This window comes from Streptomyces agglomeratus (assembly GCF_001746415.1).
Taxonomy (GTDB): domain Bacteria; phylum Actinomycetota; class Actinomycetes; order Streptomycetales; family Streptomycetaceae; genus Streptomyces; species Streptomyces agglomeratus.
On the sequence record NZ_MEHJ01000001.1, the window covers coordinates 1,811,788 to 1,827,380 of the forward strand.

Annotated in this window: 13 protein-coding genes; 1 reads left to right on the forward strand and 12 read right to left on the reverse strand. The window is 70.4% G+C overall.

Annotated features, from left to right (window positions below; all coding sequences use genetic code 11):
- Nucleotides 1–381 precede the first annotated feature (381 nt).
- Nucleotides 382–1,515 carry a winged helix DNA-binding domain-containing protein gene (locus AS594_RS07655; RefSeq protein ID WP_069933964.1) on the reverse strand — a complete coding sequence of 378 codons (1,134 nt, stop codon included), beginning with the start codon at nt 1,513–1,515 and terminating at the stop codon, nt 382–384.
- Between the two features lie 152 nt (nt 1,516–1,667).
- On the opposite strand from AS594_RS07655, the gene AS594_RS07660 reads away from it, so the two are divergent.
- Nucleotides 1,668–2,828: a magnesium and cobalt transport protein CorA gene (locus AS594_RS07660; RefSeq protein ID WP_069926262.1), complete on the forward strand. Its 1,161-nt coding sequence runs from the start codon at nt 1,668–1,670 to the stop codon at nt 2,826–2,828.
- A 281-nt stretch (nt 2,829–3,109) separates the two neighbouring features.
- Here the strand turns inward: AS594_RS07660 and AS594_RS07665 are convergent, their stop codons facing one another.
- The 11 genes from AS594_RS07665 to AS594_RS07715 all read right to left on the reverse strand — a co-directional run bounded on the left by AS594_RS07665 (nt 3,110) and on the right by AS594_RS07715 (nt 15,592).
- Nucleotides 3,110–4,123: a DMT family transporter gene (locus AS594_RS07665; protein WP_069926263.1), complete on the reverse strand. Its 1,014-nt coding sequence runs from the start codon at nt 4,121–4,123 to the stop codon at nt 3,110–3,112.
- 145 nt (nt 4,124–4,268) lie between these two features.
- Nucleotides 4,269–5,105, reverse strand: a complete 837-nt coding sequence (locus tag AS594_RS07670; RefSeq protein WP_079144747.1) for a class I SAM-dependent methyltransferase — start codon at nt 5,103–5,105, stop codon at nt 4,269–4,271.
- Complete coding sequence (locus AS594_RS07675; RefSeq protein ID WP_069926265.1) at nt 5,102–6,553, reverse strand: amidase; 1,452 nt, start codon at nt 6,551–6,553, stop codon at nt 5,102–5,104. Before AS594_RS07675 ends, AS594_RS07670 begins: the two co-directional genes overlap by 4 nt.
- Entirely contained in the window at nt 6,546–6,746 is a 201-nt protein-coding gene (locus tag AS594_RS07680) for a hypothetical protein (protein ID WP_069926266.1), read from the reverse strand. The genes AS594_RS07675 and AS594_RS07680 overlap by 8 nt, the downstream gene beginning before the upstream one ends.
- On the reverse strand, nt 6,736–8,223 hold the full coding sequence (locus tag AS594_RS07685) for an aminopeptidase P family protein (protein ID WP_069933241.1): 1,488 nt from the start codon (nt 8,221–8,223) through the stop codon (nt 6,736–6,738). Before AS594_RS07685 ends, AS594_RS07680 begins: the two co-directional genes overlap by 11 nt.
- A 145-nt stretch (nt 8,224–8,368) precedes the next feature.
- Entirely contained in the window at nt 8,369–9,694 is a 1,326-nt protein-coding gene (locus AS594_RS07690) for a hypothetical protein (protein WP_069933240.1), read from the reverse strand.
- A 3-nt stretch (nt 9,695–9,697) separates the two neighbouring features.
- Complete coding sequence (locus AS594_RS07695) at nt 9,698–10,924, reverse strand: MDR family MFS transporter (protein WP_069933239.1); 1,227 nt, start codon at nt 10,922–10,924, stop codon at nt 9,698–9,700.
- Between the two features lie 51 nt (nt 10,925–10,975).
- The gene (locus tag AS594_RS07700) at nt 10,976–12,463 is read right to left on the reverse strand and encodes an aminopeptidase P family protein (protein ID WP_069935051.1); all 1,488 of its coding nucleotides are present in this window, start codon (nt 12,461–12,463) and stop codon (nt 10,976–10,978) included.
- Between the two features lie 35 nt (nt 12,464–12,498).
- Nucleotides 12,499–13,440, reverse strand: a complete 942-nt coding sequence (locus AS594_RS07705; RefSeq protein WP_069926270.1) for an ornithine cyclodeaminase family protein — start codon at nt 13,438–13,440, stop codon at nt 12,499–12,501.
- Nucleotides 13,437–14,681, reverse strand: coding sequence for an aminotransferase class I/II-fold pyridoxal phosphate-dependent enzyme (locus AS594_RS07710; RefSeq protein ID WP_240508961.1), 1,245 nt, complete (start codon nt 14,679–14,681; stop codon nt 13,437–13,439). The genes AS594_RS07705 and AS594_RS07710 overlap by 4 nt, the downstream gene beginning before the upstream one ends.
- A complete protein-coding gene (locus AS594_RS07715; protein ID WP_069930339.1) occupies nt 14,660–15,592 on the reverse strand; it encodes an alpha/beta hydrolase in 933 nt (310 codons plus the stop codon). Before AS594_RS07715 ends, AS594_RS07710 begins: the two co-directional genes overlap by 22 nt.
- Between the last annotated feature and the right edge of the window lies 1 nt (nt 15,593).

Genomic DNA, 15,593 nt, shown 5'->3' on the forward strand with positions numbered 1-15,593 from the left:
TGCCGGTAGCAGTGGCGCTCCATATCCATGCCGCAGAAGCGGCACACAAGGCCGTGCGGGAGTCCGCACGTACAGACGGGCTCGATCTCCGGGGGCGCCACTCGGCGGCCACCTGAGCAATCTCAGGGGCAGGGGCCTCGCCGCGGTAGCAGTCCCACGCGTCTCGGGCACTGCGCAGGACGGACACGAACATGAAGCGGCCACGGCCGCGCTTGGTCTTGCTGTCCCAGGCGAGCCCCTGGCCCGCATCCCGAGAGGTGGTCTCGCCCGTATGAACTTCTCCGGGCTGTCCACGTACCCGCGGGCGCTGAAAGGCCCCAGGGCCACTGTGTGGATGCCTGGGGCCTCGTCGTACTGGATCTGACCCACCACGCGGCGGACCTACCCGGAGAAGACACCGAAGCGCACCTCGCGCGTGCCGGCCGGCGTCAGGGTGGCCAGGACGTACCCGGCCTCCTCCACCAGCGCCGCCTGCTGCGCCCGGCCGAGCGCGGCGAAGGGCTCGACGGTCAGGGTGGCGGCGGCTCCTCCCCCGGCCTCCTCCAGCCGCCAGATCCCCGCCAGGAAGCCGTCCACCAGGAACGTGCAGTGACTCTGGTTGCCCCTCCAGGCGCGCGCCTTGTACTCCGCCGGCACCACCCGCGTGCGGTCCGCGTGGGACAGCAGCAGGTTGTCGAACTCCGGCAGGAAGCGGGGCGGCGCGGGAGTGTCCTCGTCCGGCCGGGGCGCGTCCGGAAGGTCGAAGAGCTCGACGCCGTGTACGTCCTGGAACGTGACGAGCCGTGGCCGCAGCCGCTCGAACGTGTCCCTCAGCCGCGTCAGCCCGCACCAGGTCTGCATGTCCTTGACCGAGGCCGGACCGAACGCGGCGAGGTAGCGCAGTACGGTCGCGTCGGGGGACGGGACCGGTTCGGACTCCCGGCCGAACCACTTCTCGGCGGTGGTCAGCGCCACCTGCCCGCTCTTGCCCCACAGCCCGCGCGGCGTCACCTGCACCAGCGGCAGCAGGCAGCGCGCGGCGACCGAGAGGGCGAGCGGCTCCGCTTCGGGCCACTCCTTCAGCAGCAGCTCCCGGATCTCCTTCAGGGTCCGGGGCCGCTCCTCGACGTGATCGCGGGTCGTCGCCGCCAGCCGGGCCAGGTCCACGCCCGTGAGCCCCTTGCGGAACAGGTTCAGCTCGCGGTCGCGCGCGGCCTGCACGAGCGGGCGCAGCGTGAGGCAGTCGTCCGCGGTGTGGGTGTGGATGGTGGAGCGCAGGGTGACCATGCGGCCCACCTCGCGCGAGGCCATCAGCCCCGACAGCTCCTCGGGGTCGAAGCCCTGGAGGCGGGCCGCGAGCTGGTAGTACGGCGGCTTGGTGTTCTGCGCCTGGAGGCCGACGAGGTGCGCGACGGCGTCCTTCGCGGACATCGGGGTGCGCCGGAGTAGGAGCTGGCGCGCCAGGGTGGCGCGATTGAGGGCGCGCGTGCTCAGAACGGTCGGCGCGGGTCCCGGGTTCGTCTTCTGCGAGGCCATGCTGCGCACGCTACCCACCCTTGCGGACAGGTTCGGTCCGCGGCGGCGGATCGCGGATGGGTGCCGGCGACATTTAGGATGTATATCCTGCCCGTGCCCGATGGCGCGCCCGGTTCGCGCGCTCCCGGTCCACGCGGGAGGTGAGATCTGCGATGACGGAGCGACGTGTCCGTCCCGCCCTGTCCCCCATGAAGCACGCCTGGCGCAAGCAGACCCCGCCTCCGGCCGTGCCGCCCGCCGGCTCGTCGGGTGCGGACGGCGGTCCGGCCGTGGACGGCGTACCGCGAGACGGCGCCAGCGTGGTGCACGCCGCCCTCTACCGGGACGGCCGCCGCGTCTCCACTCCCGACTCGCTCGCCGACACCTTCCGCGAACTGCGCGAGTACCCGTCCGGCATGGCCTGGATCGGCCTGCACCGGCCGTCCGAGGACGAGATCCACTCCCTCGCCACCGAGTTCGACCTGCACCCGCTCGCCGTCGAGGACGCCCTGGAGGCCCATCAGCGTCCGAAGCTGGAGCGCTACGGCGAGACGCTGTTCGTCGTCCTGCGGGCGGCGCGCTACCTCGACGCCGCGGAGGAGGTCGACTTCGGCGAGCTGCACGTCTTCGTCGGCCGGGACTTCGTCATCACGGTCCGCCACGGCGCCGCGCCCGACCTCTCCGCGGTCCGCAGGCGCATGGAGGAGACCCCCGAGCTGCTGGCGCTGGGGCCCGAGGCCGTGCTGTACGCGATCCTCGACGCCGTGGTCGACGGATACGCCCCGGTGGTGGAGGGCGTGCAGAACGACATCGACGAGATCGAGACGGAGGTCTTCCGCGGCGATCCCGAGGTCTCGCGCCGCATCTACGAACTCTCCCGCGAGATGGTCGAGTTCCAGCGCGCCACCCGCCCCCTGGTCGGCATGCTGCACAACCTGATGGCGGGCTTCGCGAAGTACCGTACGGACGAGGAACTCCAGCGCTACCTGCGCGACGTGGCCGACCACGTCACCCACACCAGCGAGCGCGTCGACGGCTTCCGCCAGGCCCTGGCCGACATCCTCACGGTCAACTCCACGCTGGTCACCCAGCAGCAGAACGCGGAGATGCGGGCACTGGCCGAAGCGGGCTTCGAGCAGAACGAGGAGATCAAGAAGATCTCGGCCTGGGCGGCGATTCTCTTCGCCCCCACACTGGTCGGGACCATTTACGGGATGAACTTCGAGGCGATGCCGGAGCTGGACTGGGCGTTCGGCTATCCCTTCGCGATCCTGCTGATGGCGGTGGTGTGTACGAGCCTGTACGTCATCTTCAAGAAGCGTGACTGGCTGTAGCCGCCAAGCCGGACGCGACGGACGGGCCGGCGAGCGCGGGGATGCGCCGCCGCCACCCCGCTCGGCTCCATCGCCCTCGCCGGCACGCTCTGACCGCCTGCTGTTTTCGCCGCGCCCGCCCACCTGCCCCCCTCTGCCTTCGGGGGCGGTGGGCGGGCGCAGTCGTGCCGAACCGGCCGACCGGGAACAGGCTCGTCCTCGAAGGCCGGACCGGGTGCAGGCCGGAACCAAAGCCGCGGGGGCCAGTGGGCCGCGGCCGTCCGCTCCCCGCCGCTTCTTGCTCAGTCCTTGGCCGGCCGGGCCGGGTCGGGTGCGGTGGGCCCGGTGCGGGCCGGGTCCCCATGGGGTGACGCGGGGAGCGGCGCCGGGCGGGGCCCTTCGCCGGCGGCGAGGAAGAGCACCGCGCACAGCATCAGCGCCGTACCGGTGAGGACGACCGCGTTCAGCCGTTCACCGAAGACCGCGATGCCGATGACCGCGGCGGTGAGCGGTTCGACCAGGGCGACCACGGAGGCCGTCGCGGCCCGTACGGCGCCGAGGCCGGTGAAGAAGAGCGTGTACGCCAGCGCGGTCGGCACCGCCCCCAGGTAGAGCATCAGCCCCAGGGTCGGTACCGCACGCTCCATGCCGGGCAGCAGTCCTTCCAGGAGAGCCATGGGCAGCAGGCAGACGGTCCCCACCGCGAAGCCGGTCACCGTCGACTCGAACGCACCACCGGTGTGCCTGCGGCCGGAAGCGCGCCCCAGCAGGGTCACGCCCGCGTAGCCGACGGCGGACAGCAGCGCGTACCCGATACCCAGGAGGGGGTGGGGGCCGGTGTTCGCGTCGGCGCCCGTCGTCAGCATCACCAGGCCGGCGACGCCGCTCACCACGGCGCAGGTGCCGGCGGCGCCCTGGCGTTCGGCCAGCATGAGCCGGGCTCCGACGGTGACCAGCAGGGGCCCCGAACCGAGGGTCACCACCGTCGCCACCGTGAGCCCGGCCTGTTGCACCGAGGCGAAGTAGGCGGTCTGGTACACGGCCAGCCCGAAGCCCGTGACCATGGCCTGCCGGCTGTTCGCGGTGAACCACCCCCGTAACGACGCCGTGCCGGGCCGCCGGGAGCGCCGGACCAGGTGGGCTGTCAGGAGCACCATGAGCCCGGTCACGAACCGCCAGAAGGAGACGGAGACGGGACCGATCCCGCCGACGTCGTACAGCTCGGCGGCCACGGCGCCGCCGGTGCCCCACGCTGTCGCCGCGATCGCGACGTAGAGAACGCCCTGCCGGCCGGGCAGGGCTGAAGAGGACTGCACCTGAGATCTCCTCGATTGGTTGCCGTCACGATGTCCGCGTGGGCAACGCACCCAGCCACCCCGGCGACGGCCGGGGTGGCTGGGCGGGACCGCCCACCTAGAAGGCGGGCGGCGGAGGAGTCACAAACAGCTGCACAGGTCCAAGCTACCCGGCGCCGCGCCCGTCGTCGGCGGGTTTGCGGCCCGAGGCGTAGACCGTGATCGAGCGGAGGTCGGTGAACCCGGGATCGTCGCACAGGGCGATCACCGCGTCGACGTCCGTCTGTTCCAGCAGACCGGAGGCGACCAGGTAGGCGCCCTCCTGACGGATGTTGGCGGCGGTCAGCGCGCCGTAGGGGCCCTGCTCGCCGATGCAGTTGGCCCGGGTCAGGACACCGATGTCACGCAGCCCGGCGCGCGCCAGCCGGGACGGGATCGTCTGCGCCCACCCCAGCATGTCGGAGCCCTGCGCGGCCCACCCCTCCTCCAGGGCCCCGAAGAAGCGGCGGACCGGCTCGTACACCGAGCCCGCGGCCGGCATGCACATCGCGTCGCCGAGCGCGAGCCGTCCCCCGGGCTTGAGCCACCGCACCGCCTTCTCGACCAGGGCCTCCCGCTCGGGCAGGTGGCAGAAGGTCAGCCGGGAGTGGACCAGGTCGAACTCGCCGGGTGCGAAGTCGAGTTCGCGTATGTCGCCGGTGCGCCACTCCAGGTTGGGCAGCTCGTCGGCGAGGTACCGGGTGTCGATGTCGACGGCGACGACGGAGCCGTCCGGGCACTGCTCGGCCATCCACCGTGCGACGGCCCCGGCGCCCGCGCCTATCTCCAGGCACCGCCAGTCGCGGCCGATGCCCGCTGTCCGCAGGACGGTACGGGTGTCCGGATCACCCCACTCCTGGAGCAGCCGCAGTCGCTCGAACTCCTCCGGTGTGTCCTTGCTCAGCGCGCCCGACGCGTAGTCGGTCGCCAGAGTCGGTTCACGGGTCATCGGCTCAGGGGTCATGGGTTGCCTCCGCTGTCGGGCTCCGGCGGACGTCGGTCGCGCCGCCCCAGTGCGCTCTCCAGCGCCGCCGCCACCCTGAAGACGGTCGCCTCCTCGAAGGGCCGTCCGATGATTTGCAGACCGATGGGCAGGCCGTTGTCGGCGAAGCCGATCGGCAGCGACAGGGCCGGGTGGCCGGTGACGCTGAACGGGATCGTCTGCATGTCGTTGGCGAGCTTGGGCGGCGGCCAGTTCTCGGGGAAGTCGCTCCAGCGAGCGGCGGTCGTCTGGCCGCACGCGGTGATCAGCACGTCGTGACCGGCGAAGACGGTCTCGTCGAGCCGCCGGGTCAGCATGCGGCGGACCTCGTGGGCCCGCAGCAGGTCGGCCGCCCCGATCCCCGCGCCGGGCATCACACGCTGGTAGGTGTAGCGGCCGAACGAGCGCGGGTGCTGGCGCAGGTCGTCCTCGTGGGTGGCGAACGCCTCTGCCGCGAAGACGACCCGGCCGACCGCGTTGAACACGTCGTACGGCTCCAGTACGACCTGTTCGACGTCGGCGCCGAGGCCGCCGAGCACACCGAGTGCCCGCTCGATACCGGTGACGATCTCGGGCAGCGTGCCGGGGTCGTCGGCGTACCAGCCGGGCGAGGTCGCGATCCGCAGACCGGCGACGCCGCGTTCCAACTGCGCTCCGTAGTCGGGGACTTCGACGTCGGCGGTGCGCGGGTCGGCCGGGTCGGCGCCCGCGATGACCTGAAGTGCGGCCGCCGCGTCGGCGACGGTCCAGGTCAGCGGCCCGAACTGGTCCAAGGTGTGCGAGAGCGGCTGGATGCCGTGGCCCGACACCCGTCCGCGTGTCGGCTTGAGCCCTACGGCGCCGCAGTGGAACGCCGGGCCGCGGGTGGAGCCGCTCGTGTCGGAGCCGACGGTGACCCGGACCAGGCCGGCCGCGACCGCGGCGCCGGACCCCGAGGACGACCCGCTCGGCACGTGCTCGGGGCTCCAGGGGTTGCGGGCTGGCGGGAACGGCAGATCGAAGCTCGGGCCGCCGACCGCGAACTCGAACGTGGTCAGTTTGCCGAGTCCGACGCCGCCGCCGGCGCGCAGCCGGCTCTCGACCGTGCTGTCCGTGCGCGCGACGTGGTCGGCGCACAGCCGCGAGGCGTTGGTCGTGGGCACCCCCTCCGCGTCGATGATGTCCTTGAGCGCGTACGGAATGCCGTGCATCGGCCCGCGGTCGATCCCGGCCCGCAGGTCCCGGTCGGCCGCGGCGGCGCGTTCGAGCGCCGTCTCGCCCGTCACCAGGATGAAGGCGCTGAGCGCGGGGTCGAGGCGCGTGATCCGGTCGAGGGCGTGGCGGGTGAGCTCGACCGAGGTGAGCTCACCCGCCCGCAGCAGCGCTCCGGCCTCCGGTACGGAGAGCTCGTGCAGGGCCGTGGCCCGTCTAGCCGTTCGGGCGTCAGCCATGTGCGGCCTCCGTCCCGCCGCCGGTCCTGCCGCGGTGGCCGGTGTCGACGCCGCGCAGCAGCGCCGTCATGCCCCGCAGTCCCTGGTATCCGCTCAGGACTCCGCCCTTGAGGTCGGCGGGCACCTCGATGCCCAGGCGCCCGGTGAAGACGTCGAACTCGTGCTCGGCCGGGGTCATCTCGTCAGACGTCATCGGTGCCCGGTTCCCGGGGGCCGGCCTCACGCTGCGCGGCGAGCCAGGACTCCACCTCGTGCGACTGCGTCGGCAACGCCTCCGTCAACACCCGCGCACCCGACGCCGTGACCTGCACATCGTCCTCGATCCGCACACCCACACCACGCAACTCCGCAGGCACCAACTCATCATGCGGCTGCAAATACAGACCCGGCTCCATCGTCAGCACATGATTCTCCCGCAACACCCCACCCCCGTAGAACTCCGGACGCGAATGCCCACAGTCATGCACATCCAGACCCAACATGTGCCCGAACCCGTGCAACGACCACCGCCGGTACTCCAACGACGACGGATCCAACGCCTCCTCCACACTCCCCCTCAACAACCCCAACCCACGCAACCCCTCCGCCAGAACCCGGTTGCACACCTCCTGAACCTCAACAAACGCAACCCCCGGCGCCAACACCCCAAGCCCCGCCGTCCGCGCCGCATACACAATGTCGTACACATCACGCTGCGCCACACTGAACGAACCCGACACCGGCAACACCCGCGTCACATCAGCCGTATAACCATTGACGTTCTCCACACCCATGTCCAACAACAACACCTGCCCCGGCTCAACCACCCCGTCATTCCGCGACCAGTGCAAAATCGTCGAACGCCCACCACCAGCCACAACAGAGCTGTAACCCACCCCATTGCCCTCCACCCGCGCACGCCACGCGAACACACCATCAACAAACCGCTCAGCCGTCACACCATCCGGCCGCAACCGCCGCGCCACATCCTCAAAACCACGCACCGTCGCATCGACCGCATCCTGCAACTGCGCGATCTCCCACTCGTCCTTCACCAACCGCAACTCCGACAACACACTCGCCAACAACCCGTCACGCGCCACATTGCCCGCCGTCACCGGCAACACACCACGCTCCAGACCACCGTCGATACCACGGTCATAACCCCGCAACACCCGCAACCGGTCCGACGACGCCACCCGCCCCAACACCCCGGGCAACTCACCCAACACCCGCGTCTCAATCCCCAGACGCACCGCCTTCTCCCCCGGCGAGAACCGACGCCCGTGCCAGATCTCCCCGTCCATGCGGTCGAGGTACTGGGCGCCGGACGTGGCGTCCGACCTCGGCTGCACGTACAGCACCGCGTCGTGACCGGTGGCCGTCGGATGCATGACCAGGACCGAGTCGGGCTCCTGGTCACCGGTGAGCCACAGGAAGTCGCTGCCGGCGCGGAAGTCGTACGGCGCGCCGAACGTCCGCGAGTGGATGTTGCCCGTCGGGATCACCAGCGTGTCACCCGGGAACGCCTGCGACAGCAGCTCGCGCCGCCGCGCCAGGTGCTTCACCTGCGCCACCGGCGTCAGGTCCACCTCCTCCTCCCGCCAGCCCGTCGCCATGAAATCCACGAACTGTGCCGGGATCTCCGAGTCGTGAGCGCCCGAGACTTCTTCCCGTCCGATGTTCGCCATGCGGTCTTCCTCCTCTGAACGGGCCGGCCTCGTGGTGTCGAGGCAGTGACCCGGGTCCGACAACCCGCTGTGATACAGCGGCTGTTCATGGTCGCAGGTGTTATGTGAGCACAGGTGGCCGGTCGATGTGCGCCTACCGCGCGGATCAGCCGGAGTGCCAGCCGACGGTGCCCAGGATGGTGGGGGCCGCCGCCCCCGGTGCGGCGTCCGGCGGAGCGGGGATGTCGTAGCGGACGCCGCATCCGGCCATCCGGCCGCCCATGACGAGCGGGCCGAACACCGCGGGGGTCGAGAGGGACGTGTACGCGCCGCGCTCGCAGTCGAGGACGTCCGTGTCGATCGCGGCGCTGTGGACCACCTCCTGAGCAATCCAGGTGCCGGCCTTCCTCGCCCCGGTGATGACGTCCTCCCATGCGGGCGCTGACGTCCTGGAGCCGAGGTGGACTCCGGAGTTCTGGTCCCCGTCGGACCGCTTGAGGACGAAGTCCTCCCGCCGCTTCACGAGCAGCTCGGTCAGGTCCCAGTCGGACCCCTCGTACTCCACGCGCTCCTGCCGGACCGATCGCGACCAGGGGATGTACGTGCGCACGAACTCCCGGTCCTGGTCGGTCATCCACTCCCGCCCCTCGGACAGCACCGCGAAGAGCTGCTTGTTGGCGGCCTGGTAGGAACTCTGCGGTGTCAGCACCACGGCACCGGACTTCTTGATCTTCAGCAGCGGACCGAGATCCCGTCCCGTGTCGATCCACTCCTGCGGCACCATTCTCTCCAGCACCAGCGGGAACTCGTCGCGGCGCGTGGCGAGGGCGTCGATGAACTCGTCGGTCTCGAAGTACTGCGCCTCGAACCCTCCCTTGCGCAGCGCGTCGACCTCGATCTCGTAGTACCGCCGGCTCCGGATGCCCACGTCGGCGAGCGACCCGACGAGTGCCACGCGCGGGGTAGTGCCGTGGTCCCCGGCCACGGTGCGCAGCAGTTCGGTGCGTACCTTCAGGGGGTCGGCGAGCCTGAGTGCGCCGGACACCTCGTCGGGCAGCAGATGGCGCCATATCTCGTTGAGGAGGTGGATGTACACCTGGCCGCCCGTGGCGGAGCAGAAGTTGAACTCGATGAACTTCCAGCCGGACCCGGTGAGGATCGCGTCCGGTCTGCCGATGGCGGTGGCATACCTGTTCTCGAATTCCTCGTCCCCGTAGAAGGCGGTCAGCCGCTCGTCGAGGCCCAGGGCGCGGTGCCGGGAAAGGCAGTCGTCGCCCAGGCTCCGTACCGCTCGGCGCAGCAGGCCGGCGAGATACGTGGTCGCCCCGGCCAGTTCGTCACCGCGCGCGGCCGGAAGCACGACGGGGCCGGCCGGTGCGACGCGGTCGAACCAGAAGGTGCGGAATCCCCGGAGCTGGTGGTCGAACGCGTTGAGCAGGACGCGCGGCTCCGTCGCGGTCATCGCGCGGGAAGCCGCCGAGAGGTTCTGCATCTTCTACTCCTGGGGAACGGTTCGGACCGGCGGTGGGGCGGTGTCCCTCGGGGCGCGCGTACGGAACAGCGCCACGTACCCGAGGGCGGCCAGTACGCCGAAGACCGTGCAGACGGCCCACAGGGCGTCGGTGCCGTAGGCATCGATGACCACGCCGCTCGTCAGGGGTGCCACGAAGCCGCCCACGGACCAGGACAGGACCATGACCCCCTCGTAGCGACCGCGTGCGTGCGCGGGGGCCATCGCCGGGACCTGCGCCTCGCTCGTCGGTACGTAGACGATCTCGCCCAGGGTGTAGACGACGGCGGCGAGGCAGAACAGCAGCAGGGTGTCCGCCGTGGCGTTGAGCACGGCGGAGGCCCCCACCAGCAGGGCGCCCGCGCCGAGGACCCGGTGGGCGAGCCGTATCCGGGTGTAGCGGGTGACCAGGAGCTGGAGTGTCACGATCATGACGCCGTTGACGGCGGCGACTGTTCCGTACTCCGTGGTGGACAGGCCCGCTTCGGCCGTGGACAGGGGCAGCGCCACATGGCGCTGGGTGAAGACCATGACGACGAGCAGGTTCAGCCCCACCAGGCACATGAACCTGCGGTCGCGCAGCACGGTGGCCATCGACGCACGGGGTGCCTCGGGCGCCCGGGCCGTCGCCGGGGGCTTCTCTGGCCGGGTTTCGGGCAGCTTGAGGAAGACAAGCAGCGCGCACAGGAGGGTGGTCGCCGCGTCCACCACGTACAGCGTCACGTAGCCGAAGGTGGCGAGCGCGCCCGCCGACAGCGCGGAGACCGAGAAACCGAGGTTGAGCGCCCAGTAGTTCAGTGAGTAGGCGCGTGGCCGGGCTTCGGCGGGCACGATGTCGGCGAGCATCGCCCCCATCGCGGGCTGTGACATCTTCAGCGTCACGCCGAGCGCGGTCATCAACAGCGCGATCATCGCGAGGTGTTCGGCGAAGCCGAGGCCCAGGGTGAACGCGGCGGCTCCCAGTTGCCCGGTGAGCATGGTCGGCCGTCTTCCCCAGCGGTCGGTGAGTGATCCGCCGGCCAGCGATCCGAGAATTCCGCCGAGGCTGTACAACGCCACCATCACGCCGGCGGTGGTGGCGGAGTATCCCCGCTCCACCGTGAGGTAGAGGGTGAGGAACGGCAGGACGAAGAGTCCGGCCCGGTTCACCAGCGTCGAGGCCCACAACCACCAGAAGCCGCGAGGGAGTTGCTGACGTGGCTGAGCGCTCACCCGCGGCCTTCACCGGGCAGGGGCCGCCGGGGGCGCACTGAGGGCGGTGGCTCAGTGGTCATCGGTGCCCGGTTCCCGGGGGCCGGCCTCACGCTGCGCGGCGAGCCAGGACTCCACCTCGTGCGACTGCGTCGGCAACGCCTCCGTCAACACCCGCGCACCCGACGCCGTGACCTGCACATCGTCCTCGATCCGCACACCCACACCACGCAACTCCGCAGGCACCAAATCATCATGCGGCTGCAAATACAGACCCGGCTCCATCGTCAGCACATGATTCTCCCGCAACACCCCACCCCCGTAGAACTCCGGACGCGAATGCCCACAGTCATGCACATCCAGACCCAACATGTGCCCGAACCCGTGCAACGACCACCGCCGGTACTCCAACGACGACGGATCCAACGCCTCCTCCACACTCCCCCTCAACAACCCCAACCCACGCAACCCCTCCGCCAGAACCCGGTTGCACACCTCCTGAACCTCAACAAACGCAACCCCCGGCGCCAACACCCCAAGCCCCGCCGTCCGCGCCGCATACACAATGTCGTACACATCACGCTGCGCCACACTGAACGAACCCGACACCGGCAACACCCGCGTCACATCAGCCGTATAACCATTGACGTTCTCCACACCCATGTCCAACAACAACACCTGCCCCGGCTCAACCACCCCGTCATTCCGCGACCAGTGCAAAATCGTCGAACGCCCACCACCAGCCACAACAGAGCTGTAACCCACCCCATTGCCCTCCACCCGCGCACGCCACGCGAACACACCATCAACAAACCGCTCAGCCGTCACACCATCCGGCCGCAACCGCCGCGCCACATCCTCAAAACCACGCACCGTCGCATCGACCGCATCCTGCAACTGCGCGATCTCCCACTCGTCCTTCACCAACCGCAACTCCGACAACACACTCGCCAACAACCCGTCACGCGCCACATTGCCCGCCGTCACCGGCAACACACCACGCTCCAGACCACCGTCGATACCACGGTCATAACCCCGCAACACCCGCAACCGGTCCGACGACGCCACCCGCCCCAACACCCCGGGCAACTCACCCAACACCCGCGTCTCAATCCCCAGACGCACCGCCTTCTCCCCCGGCGAGAACCGACGCCCGTGCCAGATCTCCCCGTGGGTCATGTCCAAGTACTGGGCGCCGGAAGCGCTGTCCGACCTGGGGCGCACATACAGGACCGCGTCGTGGCCCATCCCCGTCGGATGCATGACGAGCACCGAGTCGGGGTCCTGGTCACCGGTGAGCCACAGGAAGTCGCTGCCGGCGCGGAAGTCGTACGGCGCGCCGAACGTCCGCGAGTGGATGTTGCCCGTCGGGATCACCAGCGTGTCACCCGGGAACACCGCCGACAGCAGAGCGCGCCGCCGCGCCAGGTGCTTCACCTGCGCCACCGGCGACAGGTCCACCTCCTCCTCCCGCCAGCCCGTCGCCATGAAATCAAGCCATCGCCGGGACACCCCTCTGCCGATGCTGCCGGAGCGCTCTTCCCGTCCGATGCCGGCCATGATGTTCCTCTTCTCGTTACGGAGTTGTTCTGCCGTCACCGGTCGCGGCCCGGCTCCGGGACGCCCCCGGTCGCGGCCTGTGAAGTCACCAGATGAGCGCAGGTGATCAGGTCGAGGTAGGCACTTCCCGTGGAGGCGAACACCGTCCGCCGCCACGGGAAACCGTCCGCCTCTTCGGACATCAGGGCGCCCAGCTCAAGGGCGCCCGCATGACTCTCCCCCGCCTCGGCGATCGCCGTGCGCAGGTCCTCGACGATCACGACGCTGGTACGCAGCAGCTCGGCGGGCACCTCACGCGACGCGGTGGTGTGCGCGCCCATGCAGTTGATGTGCGCATGGGCCGGCAGCTCCGCCGGGATCGGCAGTGGGACCGCCGAGGTGGTCGCGGTCGACAGGATGTCGACGCCCCGGCCGGCCTCCTCGGCGGAGCCGCAGACGACGACGTCCACCGGCCGGCCGGCGGCCGACGCCTCGATGTCCCGCGCGAAGGCCGCGGCGTGCGCGGGGCTGCGCGACCAGATCCGGACCTGGGCGAGGTCGCGTACCGCCGACACCCCGAGGAACTGCTGGCGGGCCTGCACACCGGAGCCGATGATCCCGAGAACCCGGCTGTCCGGTGCCGCGCACCGGTCGGTCACCAGCGCCGTCACGGCCGCGCACTTGAGGTTGGTGACGGTCGCCCCGTCCAGCGTGCCGAGGTAGCGCCCGGTGGAGGCGGAGAACATCGGCACGACGGAGGTGACGGTGGAGCCCGCGCCCGCCGACGGCATGATCGTCGCGACCTTGTTGACGTACAGGTCGTGGTCGGGCGACACGGCGGGCATCGAGATGAACTTCGCGCCCGACGCGTCCTCGACGGTCTCCCGCGGCGGCAGCAGCATCCGGCCGACGGAACCGTCGCGCAGCGCCTCGCACATCGCCTCCTGGATCGCACGTACGAGTGCGACCGGGGCCGGCGGGGTCGGAGTCGATGTCATGCCTGTTCGTCCAGTACCTCTTCGAGGACGGAGACGAAGTTCTCCGTCATGGACGCCGTCATGTCGCCGCGCAGCATCAGCCGGACGCCGGACCGGCCGCGCGGGACGATCGGGAAGAACATGGCCGAGCAGTAGTATCCGCGCCGGTACAGCGCGTTGGAGAGCTGGACGGCCCGCTCGTTGTCGCCCACGGTGACGAACTTGATGTGCGATCCGGACCCCCGGACGTCGTACCCCTTCATCCGCCGGTCGAAGATGGCGACGTTCTCCGCCAGCTGGCTCTGCCGCTCGGTGAGTTCCAGGGAGCGGTGTACGGCGATGCTGCCCAGCGTCGTCCCGATGGCGGCCGTGCGCAGCCCCTGGGACCAGCCCATCGGACCGGAACGGTAGAGGAAGTCGAAGGCGCCGGAGTCACCGATCATCGCGATCCCGCCGGTGCTGCCGAATGCCTTGGCGGTCGAGGCGACGATCATCGTCCGGTCGTCCAGCTCCCGGAACACCGACCGCGCGTACCCCTCGCCGTTCGGGCCCTGGGTGGAGAGGGCGTGGGAGTCGTCCAGGTAGACGTACATGCCGTACTTCTCCTGGAGTGCCTTGATGCCCTCCAGGTCGGCGAGGCCGCCGGTGGAGTACAGGCCCTCGCAGACGTACGCCACGCGCGGGTAGGTGCGGCAGACCTCCTCCAGGAACCGCATGTCGTTGTGCGGGCTGGTCAGGACCATCGCCTCGTCGGCCACCACGGGCTTGACGAAGTTCATGGAGAAGTGCGCGAGCTTGTCGAAGACGACGACCAGCGGGCCGGAGTCCGTGAGGTGCCCGGACGCCAGCAGCGGCAGCACGGCGGCGCTGATCACCCCGCAGGAGATCGAGGGGATGACGCGCGTGCCGAACAGTGCCGACAGCTCGTCCTCCAGCCGGTGCGCGGCGTCGAGGCGGATCCGGAACTCGGCCATGGCGAGTCCCGTGATCTGCTCGTCCCGCAGGGCCGCGATGCCGGCCTCGACGACCGTCGGGTGGCTGTTGAGGCCCAGGTAGGAGCATGAGGACAGGTTGAGGAACTCATGGCCGGTACGCACGTCCCGCAGCCGGTTCTGGCCGTTCGTCGCGTCGACGCGGATGTCGAGCATCCCGTTGTCGGCGGCGAGCTGCCAGGCGGCCTCGCTCGCGGGGACCATGCGCTGGTTGTTCCGGAACCGGTGCGGTCCCATCACCGTCTCGGTCACTTCGTCGCCGAGGTGCACGGTGCCTCCTCCTGTCTAGAGCCCTCGGCGCCGGCGGTACGGAGGAACGCGCCCAGCCGGGCCAGCGCCTCCCGCCCCTTGGCCAGCCGTGAGTGGTGCAGATGCCAGACGTGGACCATCCCGGGCCAGACTTCGAGCGTGACCGGCGAGCCCGCCTCGGCCAGTTTGGCCGCGAACCGCTCGGAGTCGCTGTGGAGCATCTCCCGCTCGCCGACCTGGATGAGCGTCGGCGGGAGTCCGCGCACGTCTCCGTAGAGCGGCGAGGCGTACGGCGTCTCGGGTGCGGCTCCGGCCAGGTACGCGTCCGCGACGTCGGCCACGACCGACCGGGTCATGAGCGGGTCGATGTGCTCCTTGGACACGAAGGTCTCCCCCGTGCCGGCCAGGTCCGCCCAGGGGGACACGCAGGCCGCGGCTCCCGGCATCGGCAGCCCACGGTCCCGCAGGGCGAGCAGGGTGGCGAGGGTGAGCCCGCCGCCGGCGGAGTCGCCGGCGACGACGATCCCCTCCGGCGGCCGGCCCTCGTCGAGCAGCGCCGTGTAGGCGGCCACCGCGTCCTCCAGCGCCGCCGGGAACCGGTGCTCCGGCGCCCGGCGGTACTGCGGGTGCAGGAAGGCGAACCCGGCGCTGCGCGCGGCCTCGCCCACCATGCTGCCGTGGCTGCGCTGCGAGCCGAACACATAGCCGCCGCCGTGCAGCCACAGACCGATCCGTGCGGGGTCGGCCTGCGGCGGGGTGAGCAGGTACGCCGGCACGCCCCCCACCTCGCGCTCGGTCACCTCGATGTCCGGGGCCACCGGCGTGCCCCAGGTGTCGTAGAACTCGCGGCCCTCGAGGAGGTCCGCGGGCCACTCGTCGGCGCCGAGCAGGTCGAGCAGTTTCGCCAGCTCTGCGTGGTCGGCGTCGTTCATG

What these genes read in the sequence shown, in the direction of transcription:
- AS594_RS07655 (WP_069933964.1), bottom strand. Translation starts at nt 1,515, where the DNA reads ATGGCCTCGCAGAAGACGAACCCGGGACCCGCGCCGACCGTTCTGAGC.
- AS594_RS07660 (WP_069926262.1), top strand. Translation starts at nt 1,668, where the DNA reads ATGACGGAGCGACGTGTCCGTCCCGCCCTGTCCCCCATGAAGCACGCC.
- AS594_RS07670 (WP_079144747.1), bottom strand. Translation starts at nt 5,105, where the DNA reads ATGACCCCTGAGCCGATGACCCGTGAACCGACTCTGGCGACCGACTAC.
- AS594_RS07675 (WP_069926265.1), bottom strand. Translation starts at nt 6,553, where the DNA reads ATGGCTGACGCCCGAACGGCTAGACGGGCCACGGCCCTGCACGAGCTC.
- AS594_RS07680 (WP_069926266.1), bottom strand. Translation starts at nt 6,746, where the DNA reads ATGACGTCTGACGAGATGACCCCGGCCGAGCACGAGTTCGACGTCTTC.
- AS594_RS07685 (WP_069933241.1), bottom strand. Translation starts at nt 8,223, where the DNA reads ATGGCGAACATCGGACGGGAAGAAGTCTCGGGCGCTCACGACTCGGAG.
- AS594_RS07690 (WP_069933240.1), bottom strand. Translation starts at nt 9,694, where the DNA reads ATGCAGAACCTCTCGGCGGCTTCCCGCGCGATGACCGCGACGGAGCCG.
- AS594_RS07700 (WP_069935051.1), bottom strand. Translation starts at nt 12,463, where the DNA reads ATGGCCGGCATCGGACGGGAAGAGCGCTCCGGCAGCATCGGCAGAGGG.
- AS594_RS07705 (WP_069926270.1), bottom strand. Translation starts at nt 13,440, where the DNA reads ATGACATCGACTCCGACCCCGCCGGCCCCGGTCGCACTCGTACGTGCG.
- AS594_RS07715 (WP_069930339.1), bottom strand. Translation starts at nt 15,592, where the DNA reads ATGAACGACGCCGACCACGCAGAGCTGGCGAAACTGCTCGACCTGCTC.